The organism is Paraburkholderia sediminicola (assembly GCF_046026855.1).
Lineage (GTDB): Bacteria > Pseudomonadota > Gammaproteobacteria > Burkholderiales > Burkholderiaceae > Paraburkholderia > Paraburkholderia sediminicola_A.
In genome coordinates this window covers 45908-71318 of sequence record NZ_JAQQET010000012.1, presented here as the reverse complement: position 1 = coordinate 71318, position 25411 = coordinate 45908, and the positions used below count along the sequence as shown (strand labels likewise).

At 64.5% G+C, this 25411-nt stretch carries 24 protein-coding genes; 12 read left to right on the top strand and 12 right to left on the bottom strand.

What is annotated here, in order from left to right; genetic code table 11:
* Positions 1-41 precede the first annotated feature (41 nt).
* The 4 genes from PQR40_RS15210 (at position 42) to rpe (ending at position 4870) form a co-directional block, all read left to right on the top strand.
* Positions 42-914 carry a phosphoribulokinase gene (locus tag PQR40_RS15210; RefSeq protein ID WP_408230708.1) on the top strand — a complete coding sequence of 291 codons (873 nt, stop codon included), beginning with the start codon at positions 42-44 and terminating at the stop codon, positions 912-914.
* A 46-nt stretch (positions 915-960) separates the two neighbouring features.
* On the top strand, positions 961-3003 hold the full coding sequence (tkt, locus tag PQR40_RS15205) for a transketolase (protein WP_408509300.1): 2043 nt from the start codon (positions 961-963) through the stop codon (positions 3001-3003).
* Positions 3004-3084: 81 nt separating this feature from the next.
* Positions 3085-4122, top strand: a complete 1038-nt coding sequence (gene fba, locus PQR40_RS15200; protein ID WP_408197035.1) for a class II fructose-bisphosphate aldolase — start codon at positions 3085-3087, stop codon at positions 4120-4122.
* A gap of 28 nt (positions 4123-4150) precedes the next feature.
* Complete coding sequence (rpe, locus tag PQR40_RS15195) at positions 4151-4870, top strand: ribulose-phosphate 3-epimerase (RefSeq protein WP_408509299.1); 720 nt, start codon at positions 4151-4153, stop codon at positions 4868-4870.
* Between the two features lie 22 nt (positions 4871-4892).
* On the opposite strand, the gene PQR40_RS15190 is transcribed toward rpe, so the two are convergent.
* The 3 genes from PQR40_RS15190 to PQR40_RS15180 all read right to left on the bottom strand — a co-directional run bounded on the left by PQR40_RS15190 (position 4893) and on the right by PQR40_RS15180 (position 9019).
* Complete coding sequence (locus PQR40_RS15190; RefSeq protein ID WP_408509298.1) at positions 4893-6275, bottom strand: DUF6513 domain-containing protein; 1383 nt, start codon at positions 6273-6275, stop codon at positions 4893-4895.
* Positions 6276-6353: 78 nt separating this feature from the next.
* On the bottom strand, positions 6354-6932 hold the full coding sequence (locus tag PQR40_RS15185) for a flavoprotein (protein WP_408338153.1): 579 nt from the start codon (positions 6930-6932) through the stop codon (positions 6354-6356).
* Positions 6929-9019, bottom strand: a complete 2091-nt coding sequence (locus PQR40_RS15180; RefSeq protein ID WP_408509297.1) for a sigma-54-dependent Fis family transcriptional regulator — start codon at positions 9017-9019, stop codon at positions 6929-6931. Before PQR40_RS15180 ends, PQR40_RS15185 begins: the two co-directional genes overlap by 4 nt.
* Before the next feature lie 414 nt (positions 9020-9433).
* On the opposite strand from PQR40_RS15180, the gene PQR40_RS15175 reads away from it, so the two are divergent.
* Positions 9434-9958, top strand: coding sequence for a dihydroneopterin aldolase (locus tag PQR40_RS15175; protein WP_408230729.1), 525 nt, complete (start codon positions 9434-9436; stop codon positions 9956-9958).
* A gap of 53 nt (positions 9959-10011) precedes the next feature.
* Here the strand turns inward: PQR40_RS15175 and PQR40_RS15170 are convergent, their stop codons facing one another.
* The 9 genes from PQR40_RS15170 to PQR40_RS15130 all read right to left on the bottom strand — a co-directional run bounded on the left by PQR40_RS15170 (position 10012) and on the right by PQR40_RS15130 (position 18030).
* Entirely contained in the window at positions 10012-10419 is a 408-nt protein-coding gene (locus PQR40_RS15170) for a hypothetical protein (protein WP_408509296.1), read from the bottom strand.
* Positions 10420-10505: 86 nt separating this feature from the next.
* A complete protein-coding gene (fae, locus tag PQR40_RS15165) occupies positions 10506-11015 on the bottom strand; it encodes a formaldehyde-activating enzyme (protein WP_408230735.1) in 510 nt (169 codons plus the stop codon).
* Positions 11016-11120: 105 nt separating this feature from the next.
* A complete protein-coding gene (locus tag PQR40_RS15160) occupies positions 11121-12062 on the bottom strand; it encodes a triphosphoribosyl-dephospho-CoA synthase (RefSeq protein WP_408338159.1) in 942 nt (313 codons plus the stop codon).
* Positions 12055-13113: an ATP-grasp domain-containing protein gene (locus tag PQR40_RS15155; protein WP_408338161.1), complete on the bottom strand. Its 1059-nt coding sequence runs from the start codon at positions 13111-13113 to the stop codon at positions 12055-12057. The genes PQR40_RS15160 and PQR40_RS15155 overlap by 8 nt, the downstream gene beginning before the upstream one ends.
* On the bottom strand, positions 13110-14141 hold the full coding sequence (gene mch, locus PQR40_RS15150) for a methenyltetrahydromethanopterin cyclohydrolase (protein ID WP_408230744.1): 1032 nt from the start codon (positions 14139-14141) through the stop codon (positions 13110-13112). Before mch ends, PQR40_RS15155 begins: the two co-directional genes overlap by 4 nt.
* Positions 14116-15324, bottom strand: a complete 1209-nt coding sequence (locus PQR40_RS15145) for an ATP-grasp domain-containing protein (protein ID WP_408509295.1) — start codon at positions 15322-15324, stop codon at positions 14116-14118. The genes mch and PQR40_RS15145 overlap by 26 nt, the downstream gene beginning before the upstream one ends.
* A 45-nt stretch (positions 15325-15369) precedes the next feature.
* On the bottom strand, positions 15370-16311 hold the full coding sequence (locus PQR40_RS15140) for an NAD(P)-dependent methylenetetrahydromethanopterin dehydrogenase (protein ID WP_408197016.1): 942 nt from the start codon (positions 16309-16311) through the stop codon (positions 15370-15372).
* 144 nt (positions 16312-16455) lie between these two features.
* Complete coding sequence (locus tag PQR40_RS15135) at positions 16456-17484, bottom strand: beta-ribofuranosylaminobenzene 5'-phosphate synthase family protein (RefSeq protein WP_408307676.1); 1029 nt, start codon at positions 17482-17484, stop codon at positions 16456-16458.
* A 147-nt stretch (positions 17485-17631) separates the two neighbouring features.
* Complete coding sequence (locus PQR40_RS15130; protein ID WP_408197013.1) at positions 17632-18030, bottom strand: 4a-hydroxytetrahydrobiopterin dehydratase; 399 nt, start codon at positions 18028-18030, stop codon at positions 17632-17634.
* Positions 18031-18521: 491 nt separating this feature from the next.
* Here PQR40_RS15130 and PQR40_RS15125 point away from each other — a divergent pair, with 491 nt between their 5' ends.
* The 7 genes from PQR40_RS15125 (at position 18522) to PQR40_RS15095 (ending at position 25408) form a co-directional block, all read left to right on the top strand.
* Entirely contained in the window at positions 18522-20339 is a 1818-nt protein-coding gene (locus PQR40_RS15125) for a methanol/ethanol family PQQ-dependent dehydrogenase (protein ID WP_408509294.1), read from the top strand.
* A gap of 172 nt (positions 20340-20511) precedes the next feature.
* Positions 20512-20931, top strand: coding sequence for a c-type cytochrome (locus tag PQR40_RS15120; RefSeq protein WP_408230756.1), 420 nt, complete (start codon positions 20512-20514; stop codon positions 20929-20931).
* A 30-nt stretch (positions 20932-20961) separates the two neighbouring features.
* The gene (locus PQR40_RS15115; RefSeq protein WP_408509293.1) at positions 20962-21873 is read left to right on the top strand and encodes a substrate-binding domain-containing protein; all 912 of its coding nucleotides are present in this window, start codon (positions 20962-20964) and stop codon (positions 21871-21873) included.
* Between the two features lie 44 nt (positions 21874-21917).
* Positions 21918-22622 (top strand): hypothetical protein, encoded by a 705-nt coding sequence (locus tag PQR40_RS15110; RefSeq protein ID WP_408484763.1) that lies wholly within the window; start codon positions 21918-21920, stop codon positions 22620-22622.
* Positions 22623-22637: 15 nt separating this feature from the next.
* A complete protein-coding gene (locus tag PQR40_RS15105) occupies positions 22638-23600 on the top strand; it encodes a LysR family transcriptional regulator (RefSeq protein WP_408509292.1) in 963 nt (320 codons plus the stop codon).
* Positions 23597-24178: a DUF3280 domain-containing protein gene (locus tag PQR40_RS15100; protein ID WP_408230767.1), complete on the top strand. Its 582-nt coding sequence runs from the start codon at positions 23597-23599 to the stop codon at positions 24176-24178. The genes PQR40_RS15105 and PQR40_RS15100 overlap by 4 nt, the downstream gene beginning before the upstream one ends.
* A 210-nt stretch (positions 24179-24388) precedes the next feature.
* Positions 24389-25408: an AAA family ATPase gene (locus PQR40_RS15095; RefSeq protein WP_408230769.1), complete on the top strand. Its 1020-nt coding sequence runs from the start codon at positions 24389-24391 to the stop codon at positions 25406-25408.
* Positions 25409-25411 lie beyond the last annotated feature (3 nt).

Here is a 25411-nt window from a genome sequence, read left to right as displayed (position 1 = left end):
ACAGCGGTCCGATCAGAACACCACTATCCGGAGACAAGCGCATGTCAGTCAAACACCCGATCATCGCGGTGACCGGTTCGAGCGGCGCCGGCACCACGACTGTGATGAAGAGCTTCACCCATATTTTCCGGCGCGAAAAAATCAACGCGCAGATCGTCGAAGGCGACGCTTTTCATCGTTATGACCGCAACGGCATGCGCGAAGCCATGAAGCAGCACGAGCGGGATGGCGCACCGAATTTCAGCCATTTCGGACCGGAAGCGAATCTGCTCGAAGAACTCGAGACGCTGTTCGCCAGTTACGGAGAAAGCGGCATCGGGAAGTTACGCCACTATGTTCATGACGAGCCCGAAACGCGGCTCTACAAGCAGGATGCCGGGACCTTCACGCCGTGGGAGGACGTGACGCCAGACACCGACCTGATGTTCTATGAAGGCCTGCACGGCGCGGCGGTGACCGACAGCATCGACATCGCGCGGCACGCGGATCTGCTGATCGGCGTCGTGCCGATCATCAATCTCGAATGGATTCAGAAACTGCATCGCGACCAGACCATGCGCGGCTACTCGCACGAGGCAGTGGTCGATACGATCCTGCGGCGCATGCCTGACTACGTGAACTACATCTGTCCACAGTTCTCGCGCACGCATGTGAACTTCCAGCGCGTGCCGACTGTGGATACGTCGAATCCGTTCATCGCCCGCGAGATTCCACAGCCGGACGAAAGCTTCGTCGTGATCCGTTTCGCGCGGCCGAAGGGAATCGACTTCCAGTATCTGCTGACGATGCTGCATGACTCGTTCATGTCGCGCCCGAATGTGATCGTCGTGCCGGGCGGCAAGATGGGCCTCGCGATGCAGCTGATTTTCACGCCGATGATTCTCCAACTGATCGACCGGCGGGCGCGGGCCTGAGGCGCTGCGCAACACGGTTTGTTTATTTCGTGCAAGGAGAGGTTCGATGAGTGCTGTCGCAGAATCCGTCGCAACACCCGCAACCCGGCTGATGGCCGACGCGCTGCGCATGCTCGCGATCGATGCGGTCGAAGCGGCTAAATCGGGGCATCCGGGCATGCCGCTCGGTATGGCCGAGATTGCGGTCGCGCTGTGGGACCGGCATCTGAAACACAATCCGCGCAATCCTGTGTGGCCCGACCGCGATCGCTTCGTGCTGTCGAACGGGCACGGCTCGATGCTGTTGTACGGACTGCTGCATCTCACCGGCTACGACCTGCCGATCGACGAACTCAAGCGCTTCCGACAATTGCACAGCAAGACGCCGGGGCATCCTGAGGTGGGCGTCACACCCGGCGTTGAAACGACCACGGGACCGCTCGGGCAGGGGCTGGCGAACGCGGTCGGCATGGCGCTCGCCGAGGCGCTGCTCGCGCGCGAGTTCAACCGGCCGGGCCATCCGATCGTGGATCACCGTACTTATGTGTTTGCCGGCGACGGCTGCCTGATGGAAGGCATCTCGCACGAGGCGGCGTCGCTCGCCGGCACGCTGAAGCTCGACAAGCTCACGGTACTGTACGACGACAACGGCATCTCGATCGACGGCCACGTCGCGCAGTGGTTTAGCGACGACACGCCGGCGCGTTTTGCCGCCTGCGGCTGGCACGTCGTGCGTGACGTGGACGGACACGACGTCGACGCGGTTGATCGGGCATTGCGTGCTGCGCGTGCAGCGGGCCGGCCAACGCTGATCTGCTGCCGGACGGTGATCGGCAAAGGGTCGCCATCGAAGGCGGGTACGCACGATGTGCACGGCACGCCGCTCGGCGCGGACGAGGTGGCAAACACTCGCCGGGCGCTAGGTTGGCCGCATCCGCCGTTCGCGATGCCGGCCGAGATCCGCACGCATTGGGACGCCAGTGAGCGCGGCGCGGCCGCGGAAGCTGACTGGAACAAGCGCTTCGAAGCCTATCGCAGGCACTATCCGCATGAAGCCGCCGAGTTCGAGCGCAGGACGCAAGGCACGCTGCCCGCGCAGTGGCGCGATGCAGTTCGCGCGATGGTGCGCGACGCCGACTGCGCGGCAGAAACGATTGCGACACGCAAGGCCTCGCAACAGGCGATCGCCGTACTGGCTCGCTCATTGCCGGAACTGCTGGGCGGCTCAGCCGACCTGACCGGCTCGAACCTCACCAACTGGAAAGGCGCGGTCGACGTCCATGCCGACGATAGCGGCCTGCAAGGCGGCAACTATCTGCACTACGGCGTGCGTGAGTTCGGCATGAGCGCGGTGATGAACGGCATTGCGCTGCATCGCGGGCATATTCCGTTCGGCGGCACCTTCCTCACGTTCTCCGACTACTCGCGCAACGCCTTGCGCATGGCTGCGTTGATGAAGACCCGTTCGATCTTCGTGTTCACGCACGACTCGATCGGCCTCGGCGAAGATGGGCCGACGCATCAGTCGGTGGAACACGCGGCGTGCTTGCGGCTCATTCCCGGACTCGACGTCTGGCGTCCGTGCGACACGGTCGAGACCGCGCGGGCGTGGGTCAGCGCAGTTGAACGCGATGGGCCGTCGTGCCTGCTGCTGAGTCGCCAGAATCTGCCGTTCGCCGCGCGCAGCGGAGAGCAGATCGACGCGATCGAGCGAGGCGGTTATGTCTTACGCGATTGGCCAGATGCCTCGGCGCACACGCGCGTCATCCTGATTGCCACCGGCTCGGAAGTCTCCCTTGCGCTCGATGCCGTCGAGCCTTTGGCCGAAGCCGGCATCGCCGCGCGGGTCGTGTCGATGCCATCCACCAGCGTGTTCGACCGGCAGCCGGACGCATGGCGCGATGCGGTGCTGCCGCCGGGCGTGCCGCGCGTCGCGGTCGAGGCGGGCGTGCGCGCGTTCTGGCGGCAATACGTGGGCCTCGAAGGTGGCGTGGTGGGCATCGATACCTTCGGCGAATCCGCCCCCGCCGCTGCGCTGTTCGAGCATTTCAATCTGACCGCACAGGCGCTGGTGGACGAAGCCCGCCGCGTCGCGCAACTCGCGCCATAAACACGAACAAGCGGCACGGACAAACAAATAGCACGCACGCCGTCCCACGACCTGATCCGATTCGACTTCGAGGAGTTTGCGATGGCCTTCATAGCACTGCGGCAACTATTGGACCACGCGGCCGAGCACGGTTACGGCGTGCCCGCGTTCAACGTCAACAACATGGAGCAGATCCACGCGATCATGCAGGCCGCCGAGGCGACCGCGAGCCCGGTGATCCTGCAGGCATCAGCGGGCGCTCGCAAGTATGCGGGCGAGCCGTATCTGCGCCATCTTGTGCTCGCCGCGCTCGAGGCGCATCCGGATATCCCGCTCGTGCTGCATCAGGATCACGGCGCGAGCCCGGCGGTGTGTCAGCAGGCGATCCGTTCGGGCTTCACGTCGGTGATGATGGACGGCTCCCTACTGCCGGACCAGAAGACGCCCGCTGCCTACGAGTACAACGTCGACGTGAGCCGCCGGGTCGTCGAGGCGGCGCACGCGGTGGGCGTTTCCGTCGAAGGCGAGCTCGGTTGTCTCGGTTCGCTCGAAACCGGCACGGCGGGCGAGGAGGACGGCGTCGGCGCACAAGGCCAGCTCTCGCGCGACGATCTGCTTACCGATCCGCGCGAGGCACAGATTTTCGTGGAGGCGACCGGCGTCGACGCGTTGGCGATTGCGATCGGCACTTCGCATGGTGCGTACAAATTCAGCCGTCAGCCGACCGGGGATATTCTGGCCATTGACCGGATCGTCGAGATTCACGAGCGGATTCCGAACACGCACCTCGTGATGCATGGTTCGTCGTCGGTGCCGCAGGAGTGGCTCGCGGTGATCCGCGAATACGGCGGCGAGATTCCCACGACGTACGGAGTGCCTGTTGCAGAAATCCAGCGCGGCATCGCGCATGGTGTGCGCAAGGTCAATATCGACACCGACATCCGGCTCGCGATGAGCGGCGCGATGCGCAAGTCGATGGCGAATGCGCGCTCCGAGTTCGATCCGCGCGCCGCGTTGAAGGCCGCGACGGCGGCCGCGAGAGCCGTCTGCGTCGAACGTTTCGAGGCGTTCGGCTGTGCGGGCCAGGCGCCGCGCATCAAGCCGTTGCCGCTCGAGGCGATGGCGCGCCGTTACCACTAAACCACTGACCAGTTTCAAGGAGACGGCTATGCGCGATTTCCTGATTGCCCCGTCGCTGCTGTCGGCGGATTTCGCCCGCCTTGCCGACGAGATTCGCGACGTCACAGCAGCCGGCGCGGACTGGATTCATCTGGACGTGATGGACAACCACTACGTGCCGAACCTCACGGTCGGGCCGCTCGTGTGCTCGGCGATCCGGCCGCACACGTCCGTGCCGATCGACGTGCATTTGATGACGATGCCCGTCGATTCGCTCGTGGTCAGTTTTGCCGAAGCGGGCGCGAATACCATCAGCTTTCATCCGGAGGCATCGCTCCATGTGCACCGGACCATCGAACTCATCAAGGCGAGCGGCGCGCGCGTGGGACTGGCGCTTAATCCGGCTACGCCGCTCGCGGTGCTCGACCATGTGATCGAGCGGCTCGACGTCGTGCTAGTGATGTCGGTGAATCCGGGTTTTGGCGGCCAGGCGTTTATTCCGGAAACGCTGGATAAACTGCGGACCTTGCGCGAGTTGGTCGACGCGACCATGCAGCGGACGGGACGGCCGTTGCTGATCGAAGTGGACGGCGGCGTGAAGGTGTCGAACATCGCGCAGATCGCGGCGGCTGGCGCGGACGTGTTCGTGGCCGGTTCAGCGGTGTTCGGTGCCGACGACTACGCGCAGGCCATCGGTGGGATGCGCGACGAGATCGATCAGGTGAACGAAGACAACGAAGGCGCTGACGCGTTGGCGGTGGCGCGATGAATGGGCGCGCTGGCTTCAGCCCTCAGCGCTTTTTCATCGTTTCGCCGGGCGCCTGCCACGCCATAAGATCCTGTTCAGGCCGGTCGACCGCGCAGCCCCAGTCGAGCGGCTGGTCCTGATCGAAGCGTTTGCCGAGCCGCCATGCGATCTCCGCGCGGGCGAGCTGGACGCCCATATAGAACGCGTGGCCGCCGTCGGCTTCGAGATGCAGGTCCGGGTAGAGCGCGAACGGGTCGCCGGCCTGGCGGTGCCCGTCGCGGTTGTAGACATGAATGCCGTCGGCGCTGACCTGGACGCGAAAGTTGGGATCGCGCACGTCACGGGCAACTTCGTCGATTTCGGCAGCGGTGTATGGAAACGGGCGTTTGGCGTGAACCGTCGCAAGATCGCTGTTGATGCCCTTGGGCAGCACCTGCGCTTCGTGGGCAGCGTGCATCACCCGGCGCGCGACATCGGCTTCGCGGACCGCGCGCCGCGCATGCAGGCTGACCGAAGTGGTGAGCACCGCACTCACATGAAGCTCCGCTGCCATACCGAGCAGCACCGCGTTGATGCCGCTGGTGTCGGCTTCGGTCAACTCGGTCACATTGCCGATGCCCATCATGATGGCGATGTCCGGGTAGCGTTCACGCAGCCGGACATAACGTGCAATCGACGCGGCGAGACCGAACGGAATCGGATCGAGAATCGGGTCGGCGAGAAACGCGCGGCCGCGCGCGGCGAGCAGGTCGATCGCGGCATCGAGCGAGGCCGGGTCCCCCGGTTCGCGGGCGACGAGGATCGGCGTGGACGGCACCTCGTCGGCGATCCACAGCGTATCGAGGTTCAGGCTCATCAGGTAGTCCGCACCCGCGCGGCCGCCGCGCAGCAGTTCTTCGCTGAGCATCGAATCGACGCTCACGCGATACCCTTCGGCTTTCAGCAGGCGCACCGCGTCTTCGAGATGCGGAAACGGCGTTTCCGGCAGGCAACCGATGTCGATCACATCGGCGCCCTGCGCGGCATAGTCGCGCGCGCGCGCGGCGATACCCTCGAGATCGAGCCGCGGCGCATCAACGATCTCCGCAAAAATCTCGGTCTCGTAACGCGTCAGATCGAAGGGCTGCGCCTCGCGGCCGAAGAATTGCGGCAGATCCTTGACCTCTTCCGGACCGCGCTCGAACGGCACGCCATAGTGCTCAGTCAGCGCGGCGAGATCGCCACGGCAGCGCCCGGGCACGATGACCCGCTGCGCCACGAGCGGGGTGGGCACCCGGCGGCGGATCATGTCGGCCGTCATCAGCGCGGCGACCTGCAGGCCGATTTCGCGAATCTCCCAACTGAACGGCGTCGGCGTCATGCTCTCGAGCACGCGGATCAGGCTCTTTTCGGCTAGCCGGCCAGTCAGGAAGACGATGTGGTCCATGTCAGTACGCGCCGGGCCGCCCCAAGCGTACTGACTCCCCCTCGGGGGGCAGCGACCGTATGGAGCGTGGGGGCTGTTTCATTCAAGATCGAGAGTCGACAGGCGTTCACCGAGCGCCGCTTTCAGTTCATCCAGCGAGCGGACGAGCGTCGTGTATTCGAAGCGCGACAGGCGCTCAACGTTGTCGAGTTCGATCGCCCGTGGACGCAGTTCGACCCATTCGTTCGGGCTTTGCGTAACCACGGTCGGTTCCGTGTCGCATGCAAAGACAATGCCTGGAATGCATTGCTTGCCTGCCTGAGCGTACATATTGGTCGGCAGCGTATCTGAGATGCCGAACGCGCATTTGGCCACGGTGTTGCTGGTGGCCGGCGCGATCACAATGGTGTGGTACATGCCGTGATAGAGCATGCCGACCGGCACGCCGCTTGCGCTGTTGTCGCGAAACACACGGAAGTGCTTGCGCAGCTTAGGCAGCGGCCAGCCATAGAGCGGCAGGACTTCCTCCGCGGCCGCGGAAAGGAAGAGGTCGGCGCGCGGCAACTCAAGTGCGAGCGCGATCGACTCCTCGATCAAATGGCCGGAGCCGGTTACGCACCAGGCGAAGCGGGCATCGGGCTTGAAGTCGGCGAGATTGCGAGCGGGTGCCTGGGTCATGCGTTGGCGGTGGGCGGCGATTCTTCAGGTGGCAAATCGTTGGACGGAATTCCGTCGGGCGGCGCGCCGTCGTGCGACAGGCGGATATGCAACCTCCGCATCTTCCGGTACAGCGTGTTGCGGCTGATGCCGAGCGCCTTGGCGACGTTGCTGACGTTCCAGCGGTGCTCGTCGAGCAGCGTGAGTACGGTCTCGCGCTCGTTCAGCTGGATCGCGTTGAGTGCGGAAAGATCCGCGTCATCGGCCGGATGTGGGTCGAGGTCGGCCCCCGCCGCGCGCGCAGTGACCGGCAGCCCGGCGGTCGGCGTTCCGGTTTCCGGCATACGTTGCGTGATTTCGGCAGGCAGGTCCTCGCAGCGGATCGGTTGCCCGTCGCACAGCGCGATGGCCATCTGCAATACGTGCCGCAGCTGGCGGATATTGCCGGGCCATGCATAGGTCAGCAAAGCGTGCTCGGCTTCCGGGGTCAACTCAGGCGGATCGTTGTCGGTTTCGTTTTCGAGCAGATGATGAATCAGCGCGAGCTTGTCGACCCGCTCGCAGAGCGGCGGCAGGTTAAGCTCGACGCCTTTGAGCCGGTAGTACAGATCCTCGCGGAACTGCCCGCCGCGCACGAGTTCGAGCAGGTTGCGGTGACTTGCGCTAATGAGCTGAAAATTAACCTTGACGGTCGTTTCAGCGCCCAGCGGCGTGACCTCGTGCTCCTCGATCACGCGCAGGAGCCGCGCCTGCAACGCGAGCGGCATGTCGCCGATCTCATCGAGAAAGAGCGTGCCGCCGTTGGCCTGCACGATCTTGCCGCGCCGTCCTTCGCGCTGAGCGCCGGTAAACGCGCCGGCACGATAGCCGAACAGTTCGCTTTCGATCAGGTTTTCAGGCAGCGACGCGCAATTCACCGGCACGAACGGACCGGACGAGTGTGGGCTGATGCTATGCAGCGCCTGCGCGAAGACTTCCTTGCCGGTACCCGTTTGCCCTCTGAGTATGATCGGGATCTTGCGCTGGACCACGCGCGCCGCGAGTTGGATCTGCGAAGCCATGCGCGGGTCGCCGAACTCGAGGTGCGCGATCTCGTCGAGCCGGGCGGCCGGCGGCGGCCGTTTCTCAGGGGCGCGAGCAGCGGGTGCTGTTATCGCCACCCGCGTGCCGCGTCCCGCGCTGTTTTGCGGCGTCTGAGCGACGAGAAAGAAACGGTTGGTCGCGTTCGCGCTATACATGGTGACCGGATGGAACGACCCGCGGATACTGCGCGCGATCATGTCCTCGAGCGATGCATTGAACGCTTCCTCGATGCGCCGGCCGCGCAATTCGCCGAGCGTGCGGAAGCCGAGTTGGAAGAGGGCGCTGCGGTTCGCGGCGAGTACCGTGCTGTCGTCCGCCACCGCCAGTTTGCCGCCGTGCAGCGTGCCGACGAATTCCGGGCGGCTGTGGAAATGAATCATGTTCGCATGCCGGTAACGCGCATCCAGCAAACGGTTCTCGATCATCTGCCGCGACATGCCGACGAGCACCAGCGAATGCTGCTGCAGCAGCTTCGAGCGGCTCGTCACATCCAGCACGCCGGCAATCTCGCCGTGGTCGTCGAAAATCGGCGCAGCGGAGCAGGTGAGCGACGTATAGCGCGGATAGAAATGCTCGTGCTGGCAAACGGCGATGCAGTCGCGTTCGGCCAGACACGTGCCCATGCCGTTCGTGCCGGCTTCGCGCTCGCTCCACAAGGCACCGACGCGAAAACCGTCGGCGGCGACTGCTTCGGCGAAAGGTACCGACGAAACCTGATGGACGATCATGCCACCCGCATCGACCAGCACTACCGCGAGTTCGGGATCGGCCAGTTGCTGATAAAGCGTGGTCATTTCGAGCTTTGAGCACGCGATCAGATCGCCCATTGCCTCGCGGCGCGAACTTAGTTCGTAGTCCGTCAGGATGGGGGGCACGACAAAACGGGAAGGGTCGAGCTGGAAGTCGTTCATGCAGCGCGCCCACGATTGAGCGACCGGCTCGCTCGTTGGACGCGTGGCCAATTGATGATTGACGACATTCAGAACTTCACGGACGTGCATGGTGCTGTCAGCGAGCAACGACATTGGGTGTGTCTCCGTTGCGTCAATTCGTGTGCGCCGGGCTCGCATTGCGTTGCGTTTGCTCTGCTTCGCCATGCGCGTCACGAGTGCCGCTTTATCGATACCGTCTCCCCCTGGCGCTGCGATTTCTGAGGTCCGTATGCGCACCGAGTGATCCGCCCTGATATCAGGCATTGACTTAAAACTGTACGCCGGATGTCGCTCCTGTTCAATAAGAAGTCGCAATAACCGTACATGGCGTGCCCGATTTTTGCTTTTCTCAACGCCATGCCGTTTCAGGCCCCTCTCACTCGCCGGCCGCGAAGCGGGTGTTGCAGGTTCGGCGCAAAGTGCTTCGTGTCCTGTCACATCTGTCCTGCTTTGCGTTTACCCGAGTACCGTTTGCTCACTATTTGCCGCTCTGCGGCGGAGTACACCATGGACCGTATCGATGCCGTTCGCCTTGCCAGTTTCTCCGTTGCTGGCGCCCCGGGCGCCACTGCCCCGTTCGACGCGCCCTCTACCGGCACGCTGTCCGGGCGTATGGACATCGTATTCATCGAGAACTTTATCGGTCAGACGATCATCGGTATCGACTCCAGCGAGCAACATGTCCTGCAGCCGGTACGGATGAACCTCGCAATCGGTGTTCCCGCTATTCGCGCGTGCACAACCGATCGCATCGAGGACACGATCAATTATGCAGCGGTGCGCAGTGCGCTGCATGCGCTGCTCGCGTCGCATGGCGTGCGTCTGCTCGAAGCGCTTGCCGAAGCGGTGGCGCGCCTCCTGATCACCGAGTTCGGCGCTCACTGGGTGCGCGTCGCGCTCGCCAAACCGGCCAAGTTCGACGACGTGTCGGCCGTCGGCGTGCAGATCGAGCGGCAGCGTAGCGATATACCGCAAGCGGCCACCGGGCTTGTGGGCTATGCGTTGCTCGGGGCAGGGCTGATTCCGAATTGAACATAGCAACGCGGCGCGGTGCCCGCCGGCGCCGCGTGCTCACGCGTAGCCCGCTACTTCGCTGACGCAGTCTTGTCGGGGCCTAACCCACAGCTCCGGTACGCCTCAGTCTGCAACGCGCGGAATTTCTTTGTCTGCGCTTTCGCATGGTCGACACGAAACTCTGAACCGCCTTCGCCCCCCAATGTTGCGTACTTCGAGAAGGTCGACTGATCGACGAACTCGTCGTAGGACAGCGCGGTGGCCATCTTGTCGATCACGCACGAGCATTTATAGACGTTCACGAAATCGTGTCCGTTGTCGTCCATGCAACTCAGCACGTATTCGACGCGTCCCTGCGTCGGGTAGTTGTAGCCTCCCGCCGGGGCCGGTGTCTTGGGCGCGTCGCCGTCCGCCCAGGCGAGCGGTACGGCGAGCGCGATGCCGGCACAGGCCGCCAGCGCACGACTTCGTATGGTCATCTCATGCCTCTATGAGAGGGGTCGCACCACAGCGAGGGCCCGCGCGACAGCTGGCCCTCGTCACATTCACGCGAAGCCGCGCACCGTTAGTTCGGTGCAAACGGATGCGCGACGCTGCCCTTTTTTGCCACCACCTCCGCGGCGCTCGGTTCACCGGCAACGGCGCGCTTGATCGCCTCGCGCGTTGCCTCGTAGTTGAACTGCTGGATCTTCTTGTCGTCGTCCGCCTGCCAGTGAATGAAGACGCCGACGCACAGGAACAGATCGTCTGCCTCGTCCTTCGGGATCGTGCCGTCCTCGACGCTGTCCGCGACTGCGAGCGCAACGGCATGCTGCGCGGGGCCGAACATCTGCACGGCCTGCTTGGCGCCCTTGATCGTCACCTTATTGAACAGAATCGTGTTCGGTTTGGTGAGCAGGTTCGGCGCGATGACGGCGAGCAGCGATGTGAAGCCATCCTTATTATTGGTGAGCGCATTGCAGAACGCGGTTTCCGCAGCCGAACCTCGCGGTCCGATCAGCAAGTCGATATGTGCGACCTCGTTGCCGTCGCCGACGAGCGACTCTCCTATCAGGACGCGATTGATCTTGGCCATTCTGTTCCTCCGATGAGTGGAATAGGGACTTGCTGACTAACTGACATGCCGCCGATGGCGGTGCTGGTCCGCGATCGCCAGGCGGCGTATTGATGCACGGTGGCACTAACTAACAGGATCCGTGCCAGAGCGCGGCACGAGCGGCTGGCGTGACGCAAGGCCGGCGCTGCCGGCGGGCGCGAGGCAGCCGGCGACGAACAGCGTCGCGACCGTCAGGTCCGCACTGGTGCCGGGGTTGATGGCGCGTGCCTTCAGTTCGGCGTCCCATGCATCGAGGGGTTGAGCCGCAGCGGCAGGGCGCTCTAACGCGAGCGCGTGGCGCCATTGCGCGTGCCGTTCGCGTGCCGCAAGCGTGACACTCTGCGCCACCGTCATGCCCTGCTTCCGCACAATGTGAGAGTCGGGCCAATTGCCGAGGAAGGTGAGAAAGACGTTGAGCGTGGCGATCCGCGGCTGATCGGTGGGCACTTCGCGGAACGCGGCGAGGCCGGTCTCGAAGATGTCGCGAAAGCCTTCCGCATATTGACGGGCGATGCTGTCGCGCCCGGCGGCGAGCGCCATTGCGTCGCGCAGGCCGATCGTGGGCAAGGTGTGGACCGATTCCTCGGGGGCCTCGCCGAGACCGCCGGGATTGGCGAGCGCAATCGCGCGGTACGCGAGGCGCGTGTCGTCGAGGTCGAGCCGCGCGAGTACGCGCCCGGTCGCCGAGCGCCAGTGGTCGGCCGATAGCGGGCGCCGGGTTTCCTCCAGCGCCGCGGCGAGCGGGGCGACGAGCAGCAGGATGCCGAGGTTGGTGTTGCAGCCGACGGCGTCGCGCGTGCGGGCGACCGCATCGAGCACGCGTCGGCCGACCGGCGCGCCGCGTGTGAGCAGCGCGTCGGCGGCCACCTCCGCGCTGGTGATGAACTGGGCCGCGTGCATTCCGTGTCCGGCGCTTTGTACGCTGACGTTGCCGGGCTTGGGCACTTCCACATCGAACCGGCAGGCCGCGAGGAAAGCGGCGTGAACGTGCTCGAGCGCGACGACGAACCAGGGCGGCTCAGCCATGGCGTCCATGCAACGCAACGACAGCAGGCTCGCCGGTCTGCGCGAGCCCACCAGCCTTGCGGCGCTGCGCGGGCAGCTTGCGCTGGAGCAGGTCGTCGGCGAGCGCCGCCGCGAGGTCGACCGACGTAACCGACTGCAGGCCGCGCCATGCCGCCACGCCGTTGACTTCCAGCACGAGCGGCCGGGCGGCATCGTGAGGATCTGGGACCAGGTCGACGCCCGCATAGTCGAGTCCGAGCGCCTCGGTGGCCCGGACGGCGGTTTGCGCGAGGGGCAGATCGAGTTCGGCCGCTTCGCACGCAGCGCCCTGCGCGAAGTTATGAATCCAACCCTTGCCGCCGACGCGCCGCATCGCCGCCACGGCACGCCCGCCAATCACCAGCACGCGCCAGTCGAAGCCCGGCCGGCCGCCATCGATATAGCGCTGCAGATAAGCGACCTGCCGATACGGCTTGAGCGAAGGCAGAGGCGTCAGCGCGCCATGGCGGGCGCCGCCCGAGCCGAGCCGTTTGAGTCCGTGGCCTTGCGACCCGAACAGCGGCTTGAGCACGACCTGATGTCCCGCCGCCGCTTCGCGCATCAGCACGCGCTGCGCAAACGCCGCGGATTCGCCGGCCCATGTCGCGGGGGTCGGTACGCCGTTGCGATGCAGCATAAAACTCGTCATGGATTTATCGACGCTGCGCTCGATCGCGCGCGCGTCGTTATAGACCGGCACACCGGACTCACGCAACGCATGCAGGATGCCGAGTCGCAGCGTGACCTGCTCGAAGGTGCCGCCGGCGATGCCGCGCACGAAGACCGCATCGGGCAGCGTGTGACCAAAGCCCGGCAGCATCAGCCCATGGGGTTCCCACGTCGTGTCGATCCGGCAGTCTGCGAGATCGATGCAGCGCGCTTCCGCGCCGCGCGTGCGAAAGGCCTTTTTCAGGCGGCTGGTGTGCCAGCCCGTTTCGTCGGTCATGATCGCGATGCGCAGGGTCGTTTGCGTGTTGGCGGGGTCCACGCCAGGTAAAGAGCCAGGTAAGGAGCCAGGTAAGGAGAGGCTCATGGCTTGCCGCCCCATTGGTCATGCAGCAACGCCGCGTCAACGCGTCCGCCGTGATAGGTCGCGCCGCTTTCGAGGCTGCTCACCCACACTTCGGCGGGTGCGAACAGCGCGGGATCGATCTGGTAGAAGTCGTAGTTGAACGACGTGAAGATGTCCGCGAACGGGCGGCCGTAATCGCGCGAGGTCGAGGCGGGCAATTCGGCAGCGAGCCGTTTCGCTACCGCATCATGCTTCACTGTGAGATGCACGCGGCCGCCATACAGGATCGCGTCGTTGGTGCGGCCCATCGCCTGAATGCCGTCCGGCGCGGGCGGCGGCAAGGGCGCCGAGCCACCGCCTTCCACGACCTCGTCCAGCGGCACGCCGAGCACATGCGTTTTGTGCAATGCAACTTCGACGACGCGCGCCACCACCTGTACTGTTCCCGCGGCAGAGTGTGTCGGCGTGGTGACAAGCGTCAGCCGCTCAGGCGCAAGACCGCAGTCGTGCAACACCTTGTCGATCACGACCTGCGGCGGCAGGCGGTCAACCTCGAGTACCAGCACGCCGCGCTCGTGCCTGTCGCGATAGCCGAGTTCGGCGAACAGCGGCTCCTTCACGGCGAGTGCCCGCGCGGGGCCTGATCCAAGCGAGAAAAACTTCTTGCCGCCGGTCTGTTCCTTGGTCGCCGACAGGCTCCATCCGGCGTACTGGCTGCCCAGGCAGGCCAGCACGGGCCACGAGGTGCGCACTTCGATCATGCTGGGCCACAGTGGCTGCGCCTCCAGGCTCTCGCGCACCGTGACGTGGCCGAGGCCGCCCATGCAGATGCGGGCGATCAGCACACCTGCCGCGACACTGCCGGGCGCGGCGACGCCCGCGTCCGCGAGCACGGTGCCGTTTCCCGTGTGGCTGATCGTCACGCCGAAGCGCGCCGCATCGTCGACCAGCCGGGCGACAAGACGCTCGCAGAGTGCGTTGACGCTTAGCGCGGCGGCATTGGCGAGTGGCGGCTGAGACGCGTCAGGAGTGGCATTGGATGAAGGCATAGTCGGGCTCATGGCAGGTTTCGATTCGTTGCAGAACGAGTGCATGCTGCGCGTCGAGCGCACGCCGCACCGCGTCCACCGACGTCGCGCGCACGAGTAGCGTGCAGACCGGCTGTCCGGCTTCGATCCACGTGCCGGGCATCGGCACGTCGCGGCAGCGCGGGTCGTGCAGGCAGGCGTCGCTGAAGCCTTGGGACACGGTGAACGGACGCGGCGCGAACAACACCTGTTGACCGGCGCGCCACACCGCGGGCGCAGGTGTTTCAGGTGCCGGCAGGCGGCCGTAGCGGCATGCTTCGATATGGCACGCGAGCAGTCCGCGCGGCCACGCATCAGGCGACGCGGTTTCGTAGAGCGTCATCGTCGACGAAGGACGGGTGTTGATTTCAAGCAGTTCGAACGCGTCGCCGTCGAGCAGAAAGTCGCAGCTATTGATGCCGGCGAGGCCGGTCCGCGCGCAGAGCAACGTGATCGCCGCGCGCACGCGCGCCTCGACGGGCGGAGGCAGATCGATCGGACCCATCGACCCGGCGTGCACGAAGGGTAGATCGCCCACCTCGCAGGTGAGCTGTTCAGCGAAGCCGAGCACGCGAGCGTTGCCGCGAGCGGCGATGAACAGCGCCGATAGCGAGCGGCCGCTGCTCCGGCGCTGGAAATAAACTTGCGCGGGAACGCGCAAGTCGCTGAACGCCGTCGCCGGTTCGATATGCGTCCCGCCGCAACCGTCCGCGTGTTTGACCAGCCACCCCTGCGCCGCAGCGGGCCGCGTGAACACGACCGCCGGATGCGGAATATCCAGCGCATCCAGCAGCGCAAAAAACCGCTGGGGTTCGCGCACCGCGGCGCTTGCCTCCACAGGATTACCGATAAAGCGGGGCAGCCCGTGCGCGCGGTACAACTGCGCGACGAACGGCTCGAGCCCGCTGCCGTCGATCCAGCCGATCAGGCGCGGCAAGCGCGTGGTCCGTTCGAGCGCCTCCATGAGCCGCGCGCCATCGATCGACAACTGGCCGCCGCCGATATCGAACCACAGTTCGGAGGCCTCGCGGGTATCGCGGTCGCCGAACACATCGAGCGCGGCGACGCGCAGGCCCGCACGCGTGGCGGACTGTGCGAGCATCCGCGCGGACAGTCCCGCCACCGCGACGAATGGCGCGAGCGAGAGCGATGGACGCGAGTTCATGGTGACTCCGATAGCGACAGCGCGCGGATCGTCACGCGCGCGCGTTCAACCAAGGCCGGCCGCGACGGCGCGGGCTTCGTCGAAGGCTTGCGGAAAACCCAAGTAGACCGGCTTGCCTCCCGTGCGCATTTGTATGAAAAGCCGATGCTCCACCTGATATTTGACGTTGCCGATCGCCAGCGCGCCGATGCCGATCGCGCCGCCGGCAGTCGGCACGCCCTCGATCGGCTTGCCGTCGTTCATCACGTTGACGCCTGCAATGCCTTCCGGCGGCACGGCGTTCACATCCGCGGCAATCAGCAGATGTCCGGCATGCGCGAGGTCGGCGGTGCTGACCACCTGAACGCCGGCGATGGCGGTGGCGAGTACGATCTCAGCCTCGCCCAGCGCCGCGCGCAGTTCTGCCGGCGTCGCCGTGCTCACGCCCTTGGTCACGATGCCGAAGCGCTGATTGATCTCGTCGCTGACGCGCACGGCGCGCGCCTGGTCGGCGTGGCTCGCAATCGACACGTCGGCGCCGAGCGAAGCCGCCATCGCCGCCGCCACGCGCCCGACCGCGCCGGTGCCGCCGAGAATCAGCACGCGCTTGCCGCCCAGTTCCATGCCATACGCCTTGGCCAGATGCCGCTCGACCAGCGCGACGAGCGCGGCGGCGGTCGTGTACGAACCGCTCGGATCGGCGAACACCGACACTTCGAACGGCGGGACCATGGCTTTGCGCGCGGTGTCGAGCATGTCGGCAGCGAGCATGACGTCGCGCCCGCCAATGAAGATGCCGGTGCGCGACACACCCTTCGGACCGCGCGAGAAAATCGCGTCCTGAGTCAGGTTCGCGACCATCCCGGCCTCGACGCCGCAATACGGCACGATGATCTGGTAGCCGGCGTCGGCGGCCATGTTCACGTCGAACGGACTCATCTGCGGCGTGGCCGTGAGCATGTGCAGGATATAAGGCCTTTCAGTGGGTTTTTCAGTGGTGTCGGACATGGCAGAAGGCTCGTTTCAGTGGCGATCCAGGGAGGGCGCAAGGGAAGGGCTCATGGCTGCGTGTGACTGCGTGCGGTTGCGTATTGCTGTCTACGGCTGTGTGTACCGCCGGATTCGCAGGTAGCGGCGCGGGACCGAGGCACGTCATGCGGCGTCGCTGCGGTGCTGCTGCCGGGCTTCGGCGGAGCGCACCGTCGCGCCGCGATTGCGTCCCGCGACGACCGTGCATTCGATGTGCGGCATGCCGCGCGTGGCCTCGCGCGCCGTGGCGAGCGCACACTCGGCCTCGTGCGCGTTAGCGACGATCGCAAAGCCCGTCGGTCCCCACGAGCTCTGGCCGATGCCCGCGGTTCGCTGCGCGGCCACGGCGCGCAGCGCGCGCTCGACATCGGGGCTCGCGAACACGCCGCCTTGCACGGGGGCAAAGTATTCGCCGATGGTCTGCTGCATCTCCGTCAGGCCATGCGCGAAGGGCACGATGTTGCGCTCCGCGGCGCCCGGCAGGATCTTCATCAGGACGAGGTGGCACAGATGCGCGGCGAGTTTTTGCGGAAACGGCGCGAGCGCGGCAAGGCCGCGGCGTTCTTCAGCACCGTGCAGACCCTCGCGAGCGTTGTCGCTGACGAGCAGGACGCGCCAGCTATCCGGAAACGGCTGGCGCGCGAGCAGAGGCGGCACGCCCGGATGCAGATCGCCGGACGGTCCTCCGTCCACCAGCAGGCCGCCGGCATCGAAGCCGAGGACGCCGATGCCCGAGCGCGCGCCGCGTCCGAGCAGGCTCGCGAGCTCGGCGCTGGTGGCGACGTGGCCGAGTAGACGAACGAAGGCGCTGCCGACCGCGAGCGAGAGTTGCGTGCCCGATCCCAGGCCGCTGTGCGCGCGCGGCGTTTGGGTCACCTCGATAGCGACGGGAGTCGGGTCGTAGGCCGCGTGCAGCCGTTCCAGACAGAGCGTGATGCGCTCGCGCTCCGCATCGGTCACCGCGCCTTCGATCCGGTCGCGACCGGCGAGCCGCGCCTCGACGCGAGTGCCGGCGCCGTCGATCACGAGCCCGAGGCTGCCGAACGCGCGTCCCAGCGAGGCGTTCGGATCGAGAAAACCGAGGTGCAGCCGCGCGGGCGCATCGACGGTCACGGAGGCATGAGGCTGAAGGCGGCGACTGTGAAGCTGCATCGCGAGTGTCCTTGTTCGTGCTTGACTTGTCGTGCATTAGCGGGCGTACCCGAAGGGCCATCGCGGCGACGGCGCGTGCCGCGGCGCAGCGGCCCGGCGGGGGACTTCAAGCGAAAGCCGTACCAGGCCCGCAGTGCGACGCCGGCTTCAACCGCCTTGCGCGGTTTTCGGCGCGTCGTACTTGATATAGCGGAAGCGCTGGTCCTCGGTTGGCGTGCCTTCGAGCGGGCCGCCTTCCGTTCCCGGCTGCCACTGAATGAATGATTCGATCTTGCTGGCGAGCGCAAAGTCCTTGTCCGTGATGCCCTTCGCGGAGTGCGTTTTCAGTTTCACGGTTACGAATGCATAGGAGACCGTGAGATCCGGGTGATGCCACGCGGCTTCCGCGAGGTGGCCCACCGCGTTCACCACCATCAACGTCCCTTTCCAGCCTTCGGTGCGATATTTGCGCCGCAGCCAGCCGTCTTCCAGATACCAGTGCTGTAGCGGACCGACGAGGCGTTGCTGGATCTCCTCGTCGGAATAGACCTGTTCTGCGTTTGCCATGATCGTTGCTCCGCACGTGTTGGAACCACCCATAACCGTCTGACACGCTGCAATTGACGGGCCAGTCACATGATCGCGTGTGGGCGGGGGTGTTCTCTCGCTGCTTGCCTCGCGACGGACACGCTTCGTATCGGGGCATGACACAGAATGTCCCACGTGGCGCGACGCAGCCGGTCACGGCCGTGACACCGCTGCGCCGGATCGTGCGTGATCCGAAGGTGATGCGAGGGTGGCGCGAATCGGCCCAGTACGCGGCCCGACGCGCGGCCCAATGCGCCGCGCGGCGTGTGCGGACGAGCTTGTGGCGGCAGACGATGCGCACGGCAGTTCGATTCCGGCATGGAATATGCGTTGGCCGTCATGCGCCGCAAAGCCCGACAACGATCGGGAGAGGGCGCTGATCGTTACCCGCATTCGAGGAGGCGCGCCCGATGCGACGAGGTAGCGTGGGTCATTCGTGAGTTGAACAGCAAGACCATTCTGGAGGAGACATGAACTTACGCACCACGGTTCTTGGGCTCGCGATCCTCGCGTCGGCAGCCTTGAGCTCTATCGTTGCACAGGCCGATTCGCAGCTCGACGGGCTCATGAAAAATCCGTCCAACTGGGCGGCGCAGGCGGGCGATTATGCCAATCACCGCTACAGCCCACTCAAGCAGATCAACGAAAACAACGTCGGGAAACTACAGGTCGCATGGACCATGTCGACCGGCGTGCTGCGCGGCCACGAAGGCGCGCCGCTCGTGATCGGCGACACCATGTATATCCACTCGCCGTTCCCCAACAAGGTTATTGCAATCAACCTGAAGGATCAGACGTTCATCTGGCAGTACCAGCCGAAGCAGGATGATTCGGTGGTGTCCGTGATGTGCTGCGATACCGTCAACCGCGGGCTCGCGTATGGCGACGGCAAGATCTTCCTGCAGCAGGCCGACACCAAACTCGTCGCGTTGAGCGCGAAAACCGGCGACGTGGTGTGGACCGCGCAAAACGGCAATCCGAAAGCGGGTGAAACCAACACCAACGCGCCGCACGTATTCGGCGACAAGGTGCTGACCGGCATCTCGGGCGGCGAGTTCGGCGTGCGCGGGCGTCTCATCGCGTACGACATCAAGACCGGGAAACCGGCCTGGACAGCCTACAGCACGGGTCCGGACAAGGACATGCTGATGGACCCCGACAAGACGATGACCTATGCCGACGGCAAGATGGTGCCGGTGGGCTCGGACTCGTCGCTGAAGTCCTGGAAGGGGGACCAGTGGAAACTGGGCGGCGGCACCACCTGGGGCTGGTATGCATGGGATCCGAAGCTCAACCTTGTCTATTACGGCACCGGCAATCCGGGTACATGGAATCCGACGCAACGTCCGGGCGACAACAAATGGTCGCTGTCGATCTTCGCGCGTGATCTGAATACCGGTGAAGCCAAGTGGGTCTACCAGATGACGCCCCATGACGAATGGGACTACGACGGCGTCAATGAAATGATCCTGTCGGACCTGACGATCGACGGCAAGAAGGTACCGGCTATCGTTCACTTCGACCGCAATGGTTTCGGCTACACGTTGAATCGCGTGACCGGTCAACTGCTCGTTGCCCAGAAGTTCGATCCGGCGGTGAACTGGGCTGACCATGTCGATATGAAGAGCGGCAAGCCGATTCGCAACGCGGCGTATTCGACGCAGGCGGCCGGCTCCGACCACAACGTGAAGGGCATCTGTCCGGCGGCGCTTGGTTCGAAGGACCAGCAACCGGCGGCGTACGACCCGAACACGAGCCTCTTCCTCGTGCCGACCAATCACGTGTGTATGGACTACGAGCCGTTCGATGTCGACTACGTGTCGGGCCAGCCGTATGTCGGCGCCACTTTGTCGATGTATCCGGGCCCGAACGACAACAACGCGATGGGTAACTTCATTGCGTGGGATGCCTCGAAGGGCAAGATAGTCTGGTCGAAGCCGGAGCGGTTCTCGGTGTGGTCGGGCGCGTTGGCCACCGCTGGTGGCATCGCATTCTACGGCACGCTGGAAGGCTACATCAAGGCAGTCCGCATCAAGGACGGCAAGGAACTGTGGCGCTTCAAGACCCCGTCGGGGATCATCGGCAACGTGTTTACTTACGAGTACCAGGGCAAGCAGTTCATCGGCGTGTACTCGGGTATCGGCGGCTGGGCTGGTATCGGCATGGCGGCGGGTCTTGAGAAGTCGACCGAAGGGCTCGGCGCGGTGGGCGGTTATCGCGAGCTTGCGAAGTACACGGCGTTGGGCGGCACGCTCTTCGTGTTCACCATTCCCGGCGGCAGCAGCTGAGTGGCCGGGCCAGATTGAATCGCACAGCCGGTTTGCCCTTGCGGAGGATTGGGCGGCCGGCAGCGCCTTCAGTCATATGAGTTATCTACGAGTCATCTGGCCCGCGCCATTGCACGGATGCGTCGATGAAACGCATCGGGGCGGGGCCTTACTTTGAAGGAGACGTCTGCATATGAAAGGCCGATCAATCTTGTTGCGGGCGGCACTGCCCGTCGTTTTCGTCGTGCTGCCTGCCGCGTTTGCCCAGACCAATCCCGCGATTGCCCAGGTGGCGTACAAGGTGGTCGACGGCAGCAAGGTCGACACGAATACGCTGCAAGGGTGGAGGACATGGCGTGCGCTTGACTGCGAACGCTGCCACGGCGCGCAGCAGCAGGGGCTCGTCGGACCTTCGCTTGTCGATGCATTCAAGACATTGGACAAGGACGAGTTCCATCGTACGGTATTCGGCGGCCGCGTGGCGAAGGGCATGCCCGACTTCAGTTCGAGCCAGATGATGCAGAAGAACTGGGAGAACCTCTACGCCTATCTGAAAGGGCGTTCCGACGGGCAGATCAAGCCGGGCGATCTGCAGGCCCTCGACGCGAAATAGCGCCCCCGTCTCTACCTCAGGAGATTATTGATGCGTCATGGCAAACGAATGTCCGCGCACGTCGCGTTCGTGGCCGCCGCGCTGTGCTACGCGGTGATTGCGAGCGGCGCGGTGCGTGCCCAGGGCGAGGCAATGCCCAATAACGATGGCGCCGACGGCGTGCTGCGGGTCTGCGCGGACCCGAACAACATGCCTTTGTCCAACAACAAAGGCGAGGGCTACGAGAACCGCATCGCAAGCCAGATGGCAAGTGATTTCGGCTACAAGCTCGAATACACCTATTTTCCGCAGCGCATGGGCTTTGTACGCCACACTTTGCGCGAGAAGGTGCCGGATACCGAGCGCTATAAATGCGATCTGATCATCGGCGTGCCGAAAGGCTACGACATGACCTCGACGACTCAGCCATACCTACGCTCCACGTATGCAATGGTGTTCACGAAGCGGCCCGAGCTTGCTGGCGTCAATACGCCGGATGACCTGCTCAAACTACCGCCGGACCAGCTGCACAAGCTGCGCTTCGGCATCTTCTCGCAGACGCCTGCGGTCGACTGGCTGCTCAGTCACGACCTGATCGATCAGGCGGTTTCGTATCAGGTGCAAAGCGGCGACCCGCAGGAATATCCCGGCCAGATGATCGAACACGATCTGCAGGCAGGCAATGTCGATGTCGTGTTCCTGTGGGGACCGATTGCGGGCTACTTTGCCAAGCGCTCCGGCGATACGGTGAAGCTGGTACCGTTCCCGGCCACGCCGGGAATCCGCTTCGACTATACGATCTCGATGGGGGTGCGCTACGGCGAGAAAGCGTGGAAGGACAAGGTCGATCAATGGATCGGCGAGAACCACGACAAGATCGACGGCATCCTCACGAGTTACGAAGTGCCGCTTCTGAAGCCCGTCGACACGCCGGCCGGCAAGCCCCCGGATGGGTCGCCATGAGGGGGGCGCAGAGGCGGTCGCACCGCGCGCTCGCGGTGTGCATCATGTGCGTGGCTTGTACGATGCATGCCGCGGTGTTTGCTGCGGGCACCGACGAAATCTCGCCCGCCGAGCGGCTCATCTTCACGACGGATCATCTGCACGGCATCGAGCAGCAAACCGAGCTCGACTACGCCTTCCTCAGCTCTGACCAGCCGGCGCACAGCACGGATATCGTCAGGGTGCTGGTGGTGAGCCCGGACAACGCCAAAGGCGATGCCCAGGTGTCCGATCACAGTGGAGCGGTGCCGTTGCCGAACGGCGGCTTGCAGTGCAACCCCGTGATCATCTATTTCCTCGAGCGCGACATCGCGGAGATGGAGCACCTGACGGGCGGCCAGCGCCGTTATTTCCAGCAGCGCTTGCGGCTCGCGCTCGCCGCGGGACCGAAGATCGAGACGGTGACGAGCCAGGTCGGCGGCAAGTCCGTGAAGGCTCAACAGATCGTCGTGCAGCCGTACCTGGGCGACCCCAATGCGGAACGCTTCGCGCAATACACCGGCAAGCGCTACACGTTTCTGATCGCCGATACGGTGCCGGGCCAGATCGCGCTGATCCGCACCGACGTGCCTGGCGCGAACAACGATTTCGCGCATCCGTTGCATACCCAGACGCTGAGCTTCCAGGCGGTGTTGCGGAAACTGCCACCGCCGGCGAACGCGCCGAGTGTGCCTGTGAAGCCTTCCAATGCGCCTCGGGCGAGCCGTTAGCGAGGTCGCGTCAAGGTGAATTTTATCCGCTCGCTGACCTTGCGTCAGTTGCAGATCTTCGTCGTGGCGAGCCGCTACACGAGCTTCGCACGGGCCGCGGAGGAACTGCATCTGACCCAGCCGGCGGTGTCAATGCAGATTCATCAGCTCGAGGACGCGGTGGGCCTGCGTCTGTTCGAACGCATCGCGCGCAAACTCACCTTGACCGAAGCGGGCGAAAAGCTGAGCCATCGCGCGAGCCGGATTCTCGGCGAAATCAAGGATGCCGAAGACGCGATGACGTCGCTCAAGCAGGCCGATAGCGGTTCGATCGCGGTGGGCATCGTCAGTTCCGCGACGTATTTCGCGCCGAAGCTGCTGGCCATGTATTCGCACCTGTATCCCAAGGTCGACGTGCACTTCTCGGTCGGCAACCGCGACGCGCTGCTGCGCGTGCTGCAGGACAATGCGATCGACCTCGCCATCATGGGGCGGCCGCCGCCGGAACTCGATACCACCACGGAGCCGCTTGCGTGGCATCCGCAAGTGGTGATCGCGCCGCTGAACCATCCGCTGTGCGGCGCGCGGCGCTTCGATCTGCAGGAACTGCGGGGTGACACGTTCCTGTTGCGCGAGCCCGGTTCGGGAACGCGCATGGCCGCCGAGGAAATGTTCAGGCAGCATCTGTTCACGCCCGCGAAGGTCGTCACGCTCGGCAGCAACGAAACGATCAAACAGGCGGTGATGGCGGGCATGGGGGTGAGCCTGATTTCTCTCCATACGCTGCTGCTGGAATTGCGTACGAAGGAAATCGCCTTGCTCGACGTGAACGGCACGCCGATTGAACGTACGTGGCAGATCGTGCATCTGCGGGCCAAGCAGCTGTCCCCGACCTGTACGGTATTCAGGCAGTTTCTGCTCGAGCAGGCCGCCGTTTATCTGGAGCGCGAGTACGCGGAATTCGCCACATTGCCCGTGAAAGCAGGAGTTCTGAAATGAGCGGTCTCGTCCCGGCATGTGCGGCGCTCGTGCGCTATGTGCGCCATGTGCGCTTCGTTGGCATGATCTGCGTGGCATTCGCCTGTTCGCAGGCGCTCGGTGCGCCGACCTCGATCGCGGTCATGGACTGCGTGTTGATCGACGATAACGCGGCTTACAACGACGCCGAGATCAACCGCATCCAGCAGGCGCGCATCGAGATGGTCAGCAATGCGTTGCGTGAGCAGTTGCGCAATAGCCGGCGCTATCACGTCGCCGACAATGCCCCCGCTGCAGATCTGATTGCTCGACTCGGCGTGTCACGGGATCTGAACACATGCGCCGATTGTGCACGGCAGGTGGGACGCAAACTCAGCGTCGAGCAGGTCGGCAGATGCTGGGTCCAGAAGGTCAGCAACCTGATCCTCAATATCAACCTGCACGTCGAAGATGTCGCCAGCGGGGCAACCGTATTCCAGCGCTCGGTCGACATTCGCGGCAATACCGACCTGTCCTGGCGCCGTGGCGCGATGGCGCTGGTCGGACTGATTGCCGACAGTGCGGCAGCGGGTTCGGAAGGTACCGATGCATCTCAGTGATATGGGTCGGGATTCTGCAGTAGCGGCACACTATGTACTCGAAAGGAGTGACAGGGTGACATCTTTCGTCGCGCGAGCGCGCATGCTGCATCCGCCGGCGTGCTGGCACGGAGTATGCGGCGACGTCCGCACATTTCCATGAGAAGCACGTTCGTCTTGCTGGTTCACGATGAGCGTGCTCCGGGTTGCCTGCCATAGGGGATTGCATCGATGGGTTCTGGCGAACTGCTTCAGGACTGGCGTCTGCATGCACTGCAAATCGAAGACGAGATATCGAGAGCCGTGATCGGCCAGCCGCAGACCATCCGTCTCATCAACGTCGCCTTGTTTGCCCGCGGTCATGTGCTCCTCGAAGGCGGCGTCGGTGTCGGCAAGACGACTGTGTTGCGCGCGTTTGCGCGGGTCGTGGGCGGGGAATTCGAGCGTGTCGAGGGCACCATCGATCTGATGCCAGGCGACCTCGTCTATCACACGTACGTCGACGCCGAGGGGAAGCCGCGCATCGATCCCGGTCCGCTTCTTAGACATGGTGAGCGGCTGACCACGTTCTTCTTCAACGAAATCAATCGTGCCCGTCCGCAGGTTCAGTCGCTCCTGCTGCGCGCGATGGCGGAGCGTTCGGTGTGGGCCTTCGATCGCGAATATCGCTTCCCGCATATGACGGTGTTCGCCGATCGCAACAAGGTCGAGAAGGAAGAGACCTTCGAGCTTGCATCGGCCGCGCGCGATCGCTTCCTGTTCGAGTTGGGCATGCCCACGCCGATTGAGCCCGAGGTGCGGCGCGCGCTGGTATTCGACGCGGCCTTCCATGACGTCGACAGGCTGCTTGCACGGCTCTCGCCCGCGATCGTGCCGTGGGAACAGTTGAATCAGGTCGGCGCGGCGATTCAGGAGAGTGTGCAGTCGAGTGCAACGATCGAACGCTATGTCCTGGACATCTGGCAGGCAACGGAAACACCGCAGCGTTTCGGCATTGCGCTCGACGGCGTCGATATGGACCGGCTCATTCTGGCGGGCGCGAGCCCACGAGGCATGAGCTCGCTGTTGCGGGCAGCCCGCGTGGTGGCGTGGCTGGCCGGCCGCTCACATCTGATACCGGAAGACATTCATGCCGTGCTGATGCCCGCGCTTGGGCATCGCGTGTTCTTCACGCCGATCTATGAACTGCGCCGCCAGGAACTCGCTGAAGCCCTGACCGCGCAAATTATGAACAGGCTTGCCGTACCCTGAATC

Bases quoted from the DNA above. Each gene is read 5' to 3' on its own strand.
- tkt (WP_408509300.1), top strand. From the start codon at position 961: ATGAGTGCTGTCGCAGAATCCGTCGCAACACCCGCAACCCGGCTGATG.
- PQR40_RS15110 (WP_408484763.1), top strand. From the start codon at position 21,918: ATGTGCGTGGCTTGTACGATGCATGCCGCGGTGTTTGCTGCGGGCACC.
- PQR40_RS15190 (WP_408509298.1), bottom strand. From the start codon at position 6,275: ATGGACCACATCGTCTTCCTGACTGGCCGGCTAGCCGAAAAGAGCCTG.
- PQR40_RS15125 (WP_408509294.1), top strand. From the start codon at position 18,522: ATGAACTTACGCACCACGGTTCTTGGGCTCGCGATCCTCGCGTCGGCA.
- PQR40_RS15175 (WP_408230729.1), top strand. From the start codon at position 9,434: ATGGACCGTATCGATGCCGTTCGCCTTGCCAGTTTCTCCGTTGCTGGC.
- PQR40_RS15180 (WP_408509297.1), bottom strand. From the start codon at position 9,019: ATGTCGTTGCTCGCTGACAGCACCATGCACGTCCGTGAAGTTCTGAAT.
- PQR40_RS15160 (WP_408338159.1), bottom strand. From the start codon at position 12,062: ATGGCTGAGCCGCCCTGGTTCGTCGTCGCGCTCGAGCACGTTCACGCC.
- PQR40_RS15135 (WP_408307676.1), bottom strand. From the start codon at position 17,484: ATGCAGCTTCACAGTCGCCGCCTTCAGCCTCATGCCTCCGTGACCGTC.
- PQR40_RS15185 (WP_408338153.1), bottom strand. From the start codon at position 6,932: ATGACCCAGGCACCCGCTCGCAATCTCGCCGACTTCAAGCCCGATGCC.
- PQR40_RS15155 (WP_408338161.1), bottom strand. From the start codon at position 13,113: ATGAGCCTCTCCTTACCTGGCTCCTTACCTGGCTCTTTACCTGGCGTG.
- PQR40_RS15140 (WP_408197016.1), bottom strand. From the start codon at position 16,311: ATGTCCGACACCACTGAAAAACCCACTGAAAGGCCTTATATCCTGCAC.
- PQR40_RS15130 (WP_408197013.1), bottom strand. From the start codon at position 18,030: ATGGCAAACGCAGAACAGGTCTATTCCGACGAGGAGATCCAGCAACGC.
- PQR40_RS15120 (WP_408230756.1), top strand. From the start codon at position 20,512: ATGAAAGGCCGATCAATCTTGTTGCGGGCGGCACTGCCCGTCGTTTTC.
- PQR40_RS15210 (WP_408230708.1), top strand. From the start codon at position 42: ATGTCAGTCAAACACCCGATCATCGCGGTGACCGGTTCGAGCGGCGCC.
- fae (WP_408230735.1), bottom strand. From the start codon at position 11,015: ATGGCCAAGATCAATCGCGTCCTGATAGGAGAGTCGCTCGTCGGCGAC.
- PQR40_RS15145 (WP_408509295.1), bottom strand. From the start codon at position 15,324: ATGAACTCGCGTCCATCGCTCTCGCTCGCGCCATTCGTCGCGGTGGCG.
- PQR40_RS15115 (WP_408509293.1), top strand. From the start codon at position 20,962: ATGCGTCATGGCAAACGAATGTCCGCGCACGTCGCGTTCGTGGCCGCC.
- mch (WP_408230744.1), bottom strand. From the start codon at position 14,141: ATGCCTTCATCCAATGCCACTCCTGACGCGTCTCAGCCGCCACTCGCC.
- PQR40_RS15100 (WP_408230767.1), top strand. From the start codon at position 23,597: ATGAGCGGTCTCGTCCCGGCATGTGCGGCGCTCGTGCGCTATGTGCGC.
- rpe (WP_408509299.1), top strand. From the start codon at position 4,151: ATGCGCGATTTCCTGATTGCCCCGTCGCTGCTGTCGGCGGATTTCGCC.
- fba (WP_408197035.1), top strand. From the start codon at position 3,085: ATGGCCTTCATAGCACTGCGGCAACTATTGGACCACGCGGCCGAGCAC.
- PQR40_RS15170 (WP_408509296.1), bottom strand. From the start codon at position 10,419: ATGACCATACGAAGTCGTGCGCTGGCGGCCTGTGCCGGCATCGCGCTC.
- PQR40_RS15095 (WP_408230769.1), top strand. From the start codon at position 24,389: ATGGGTTCTGGCGAACTGCTTCAGGACTGGCGTCTGCATGCACTGCAA.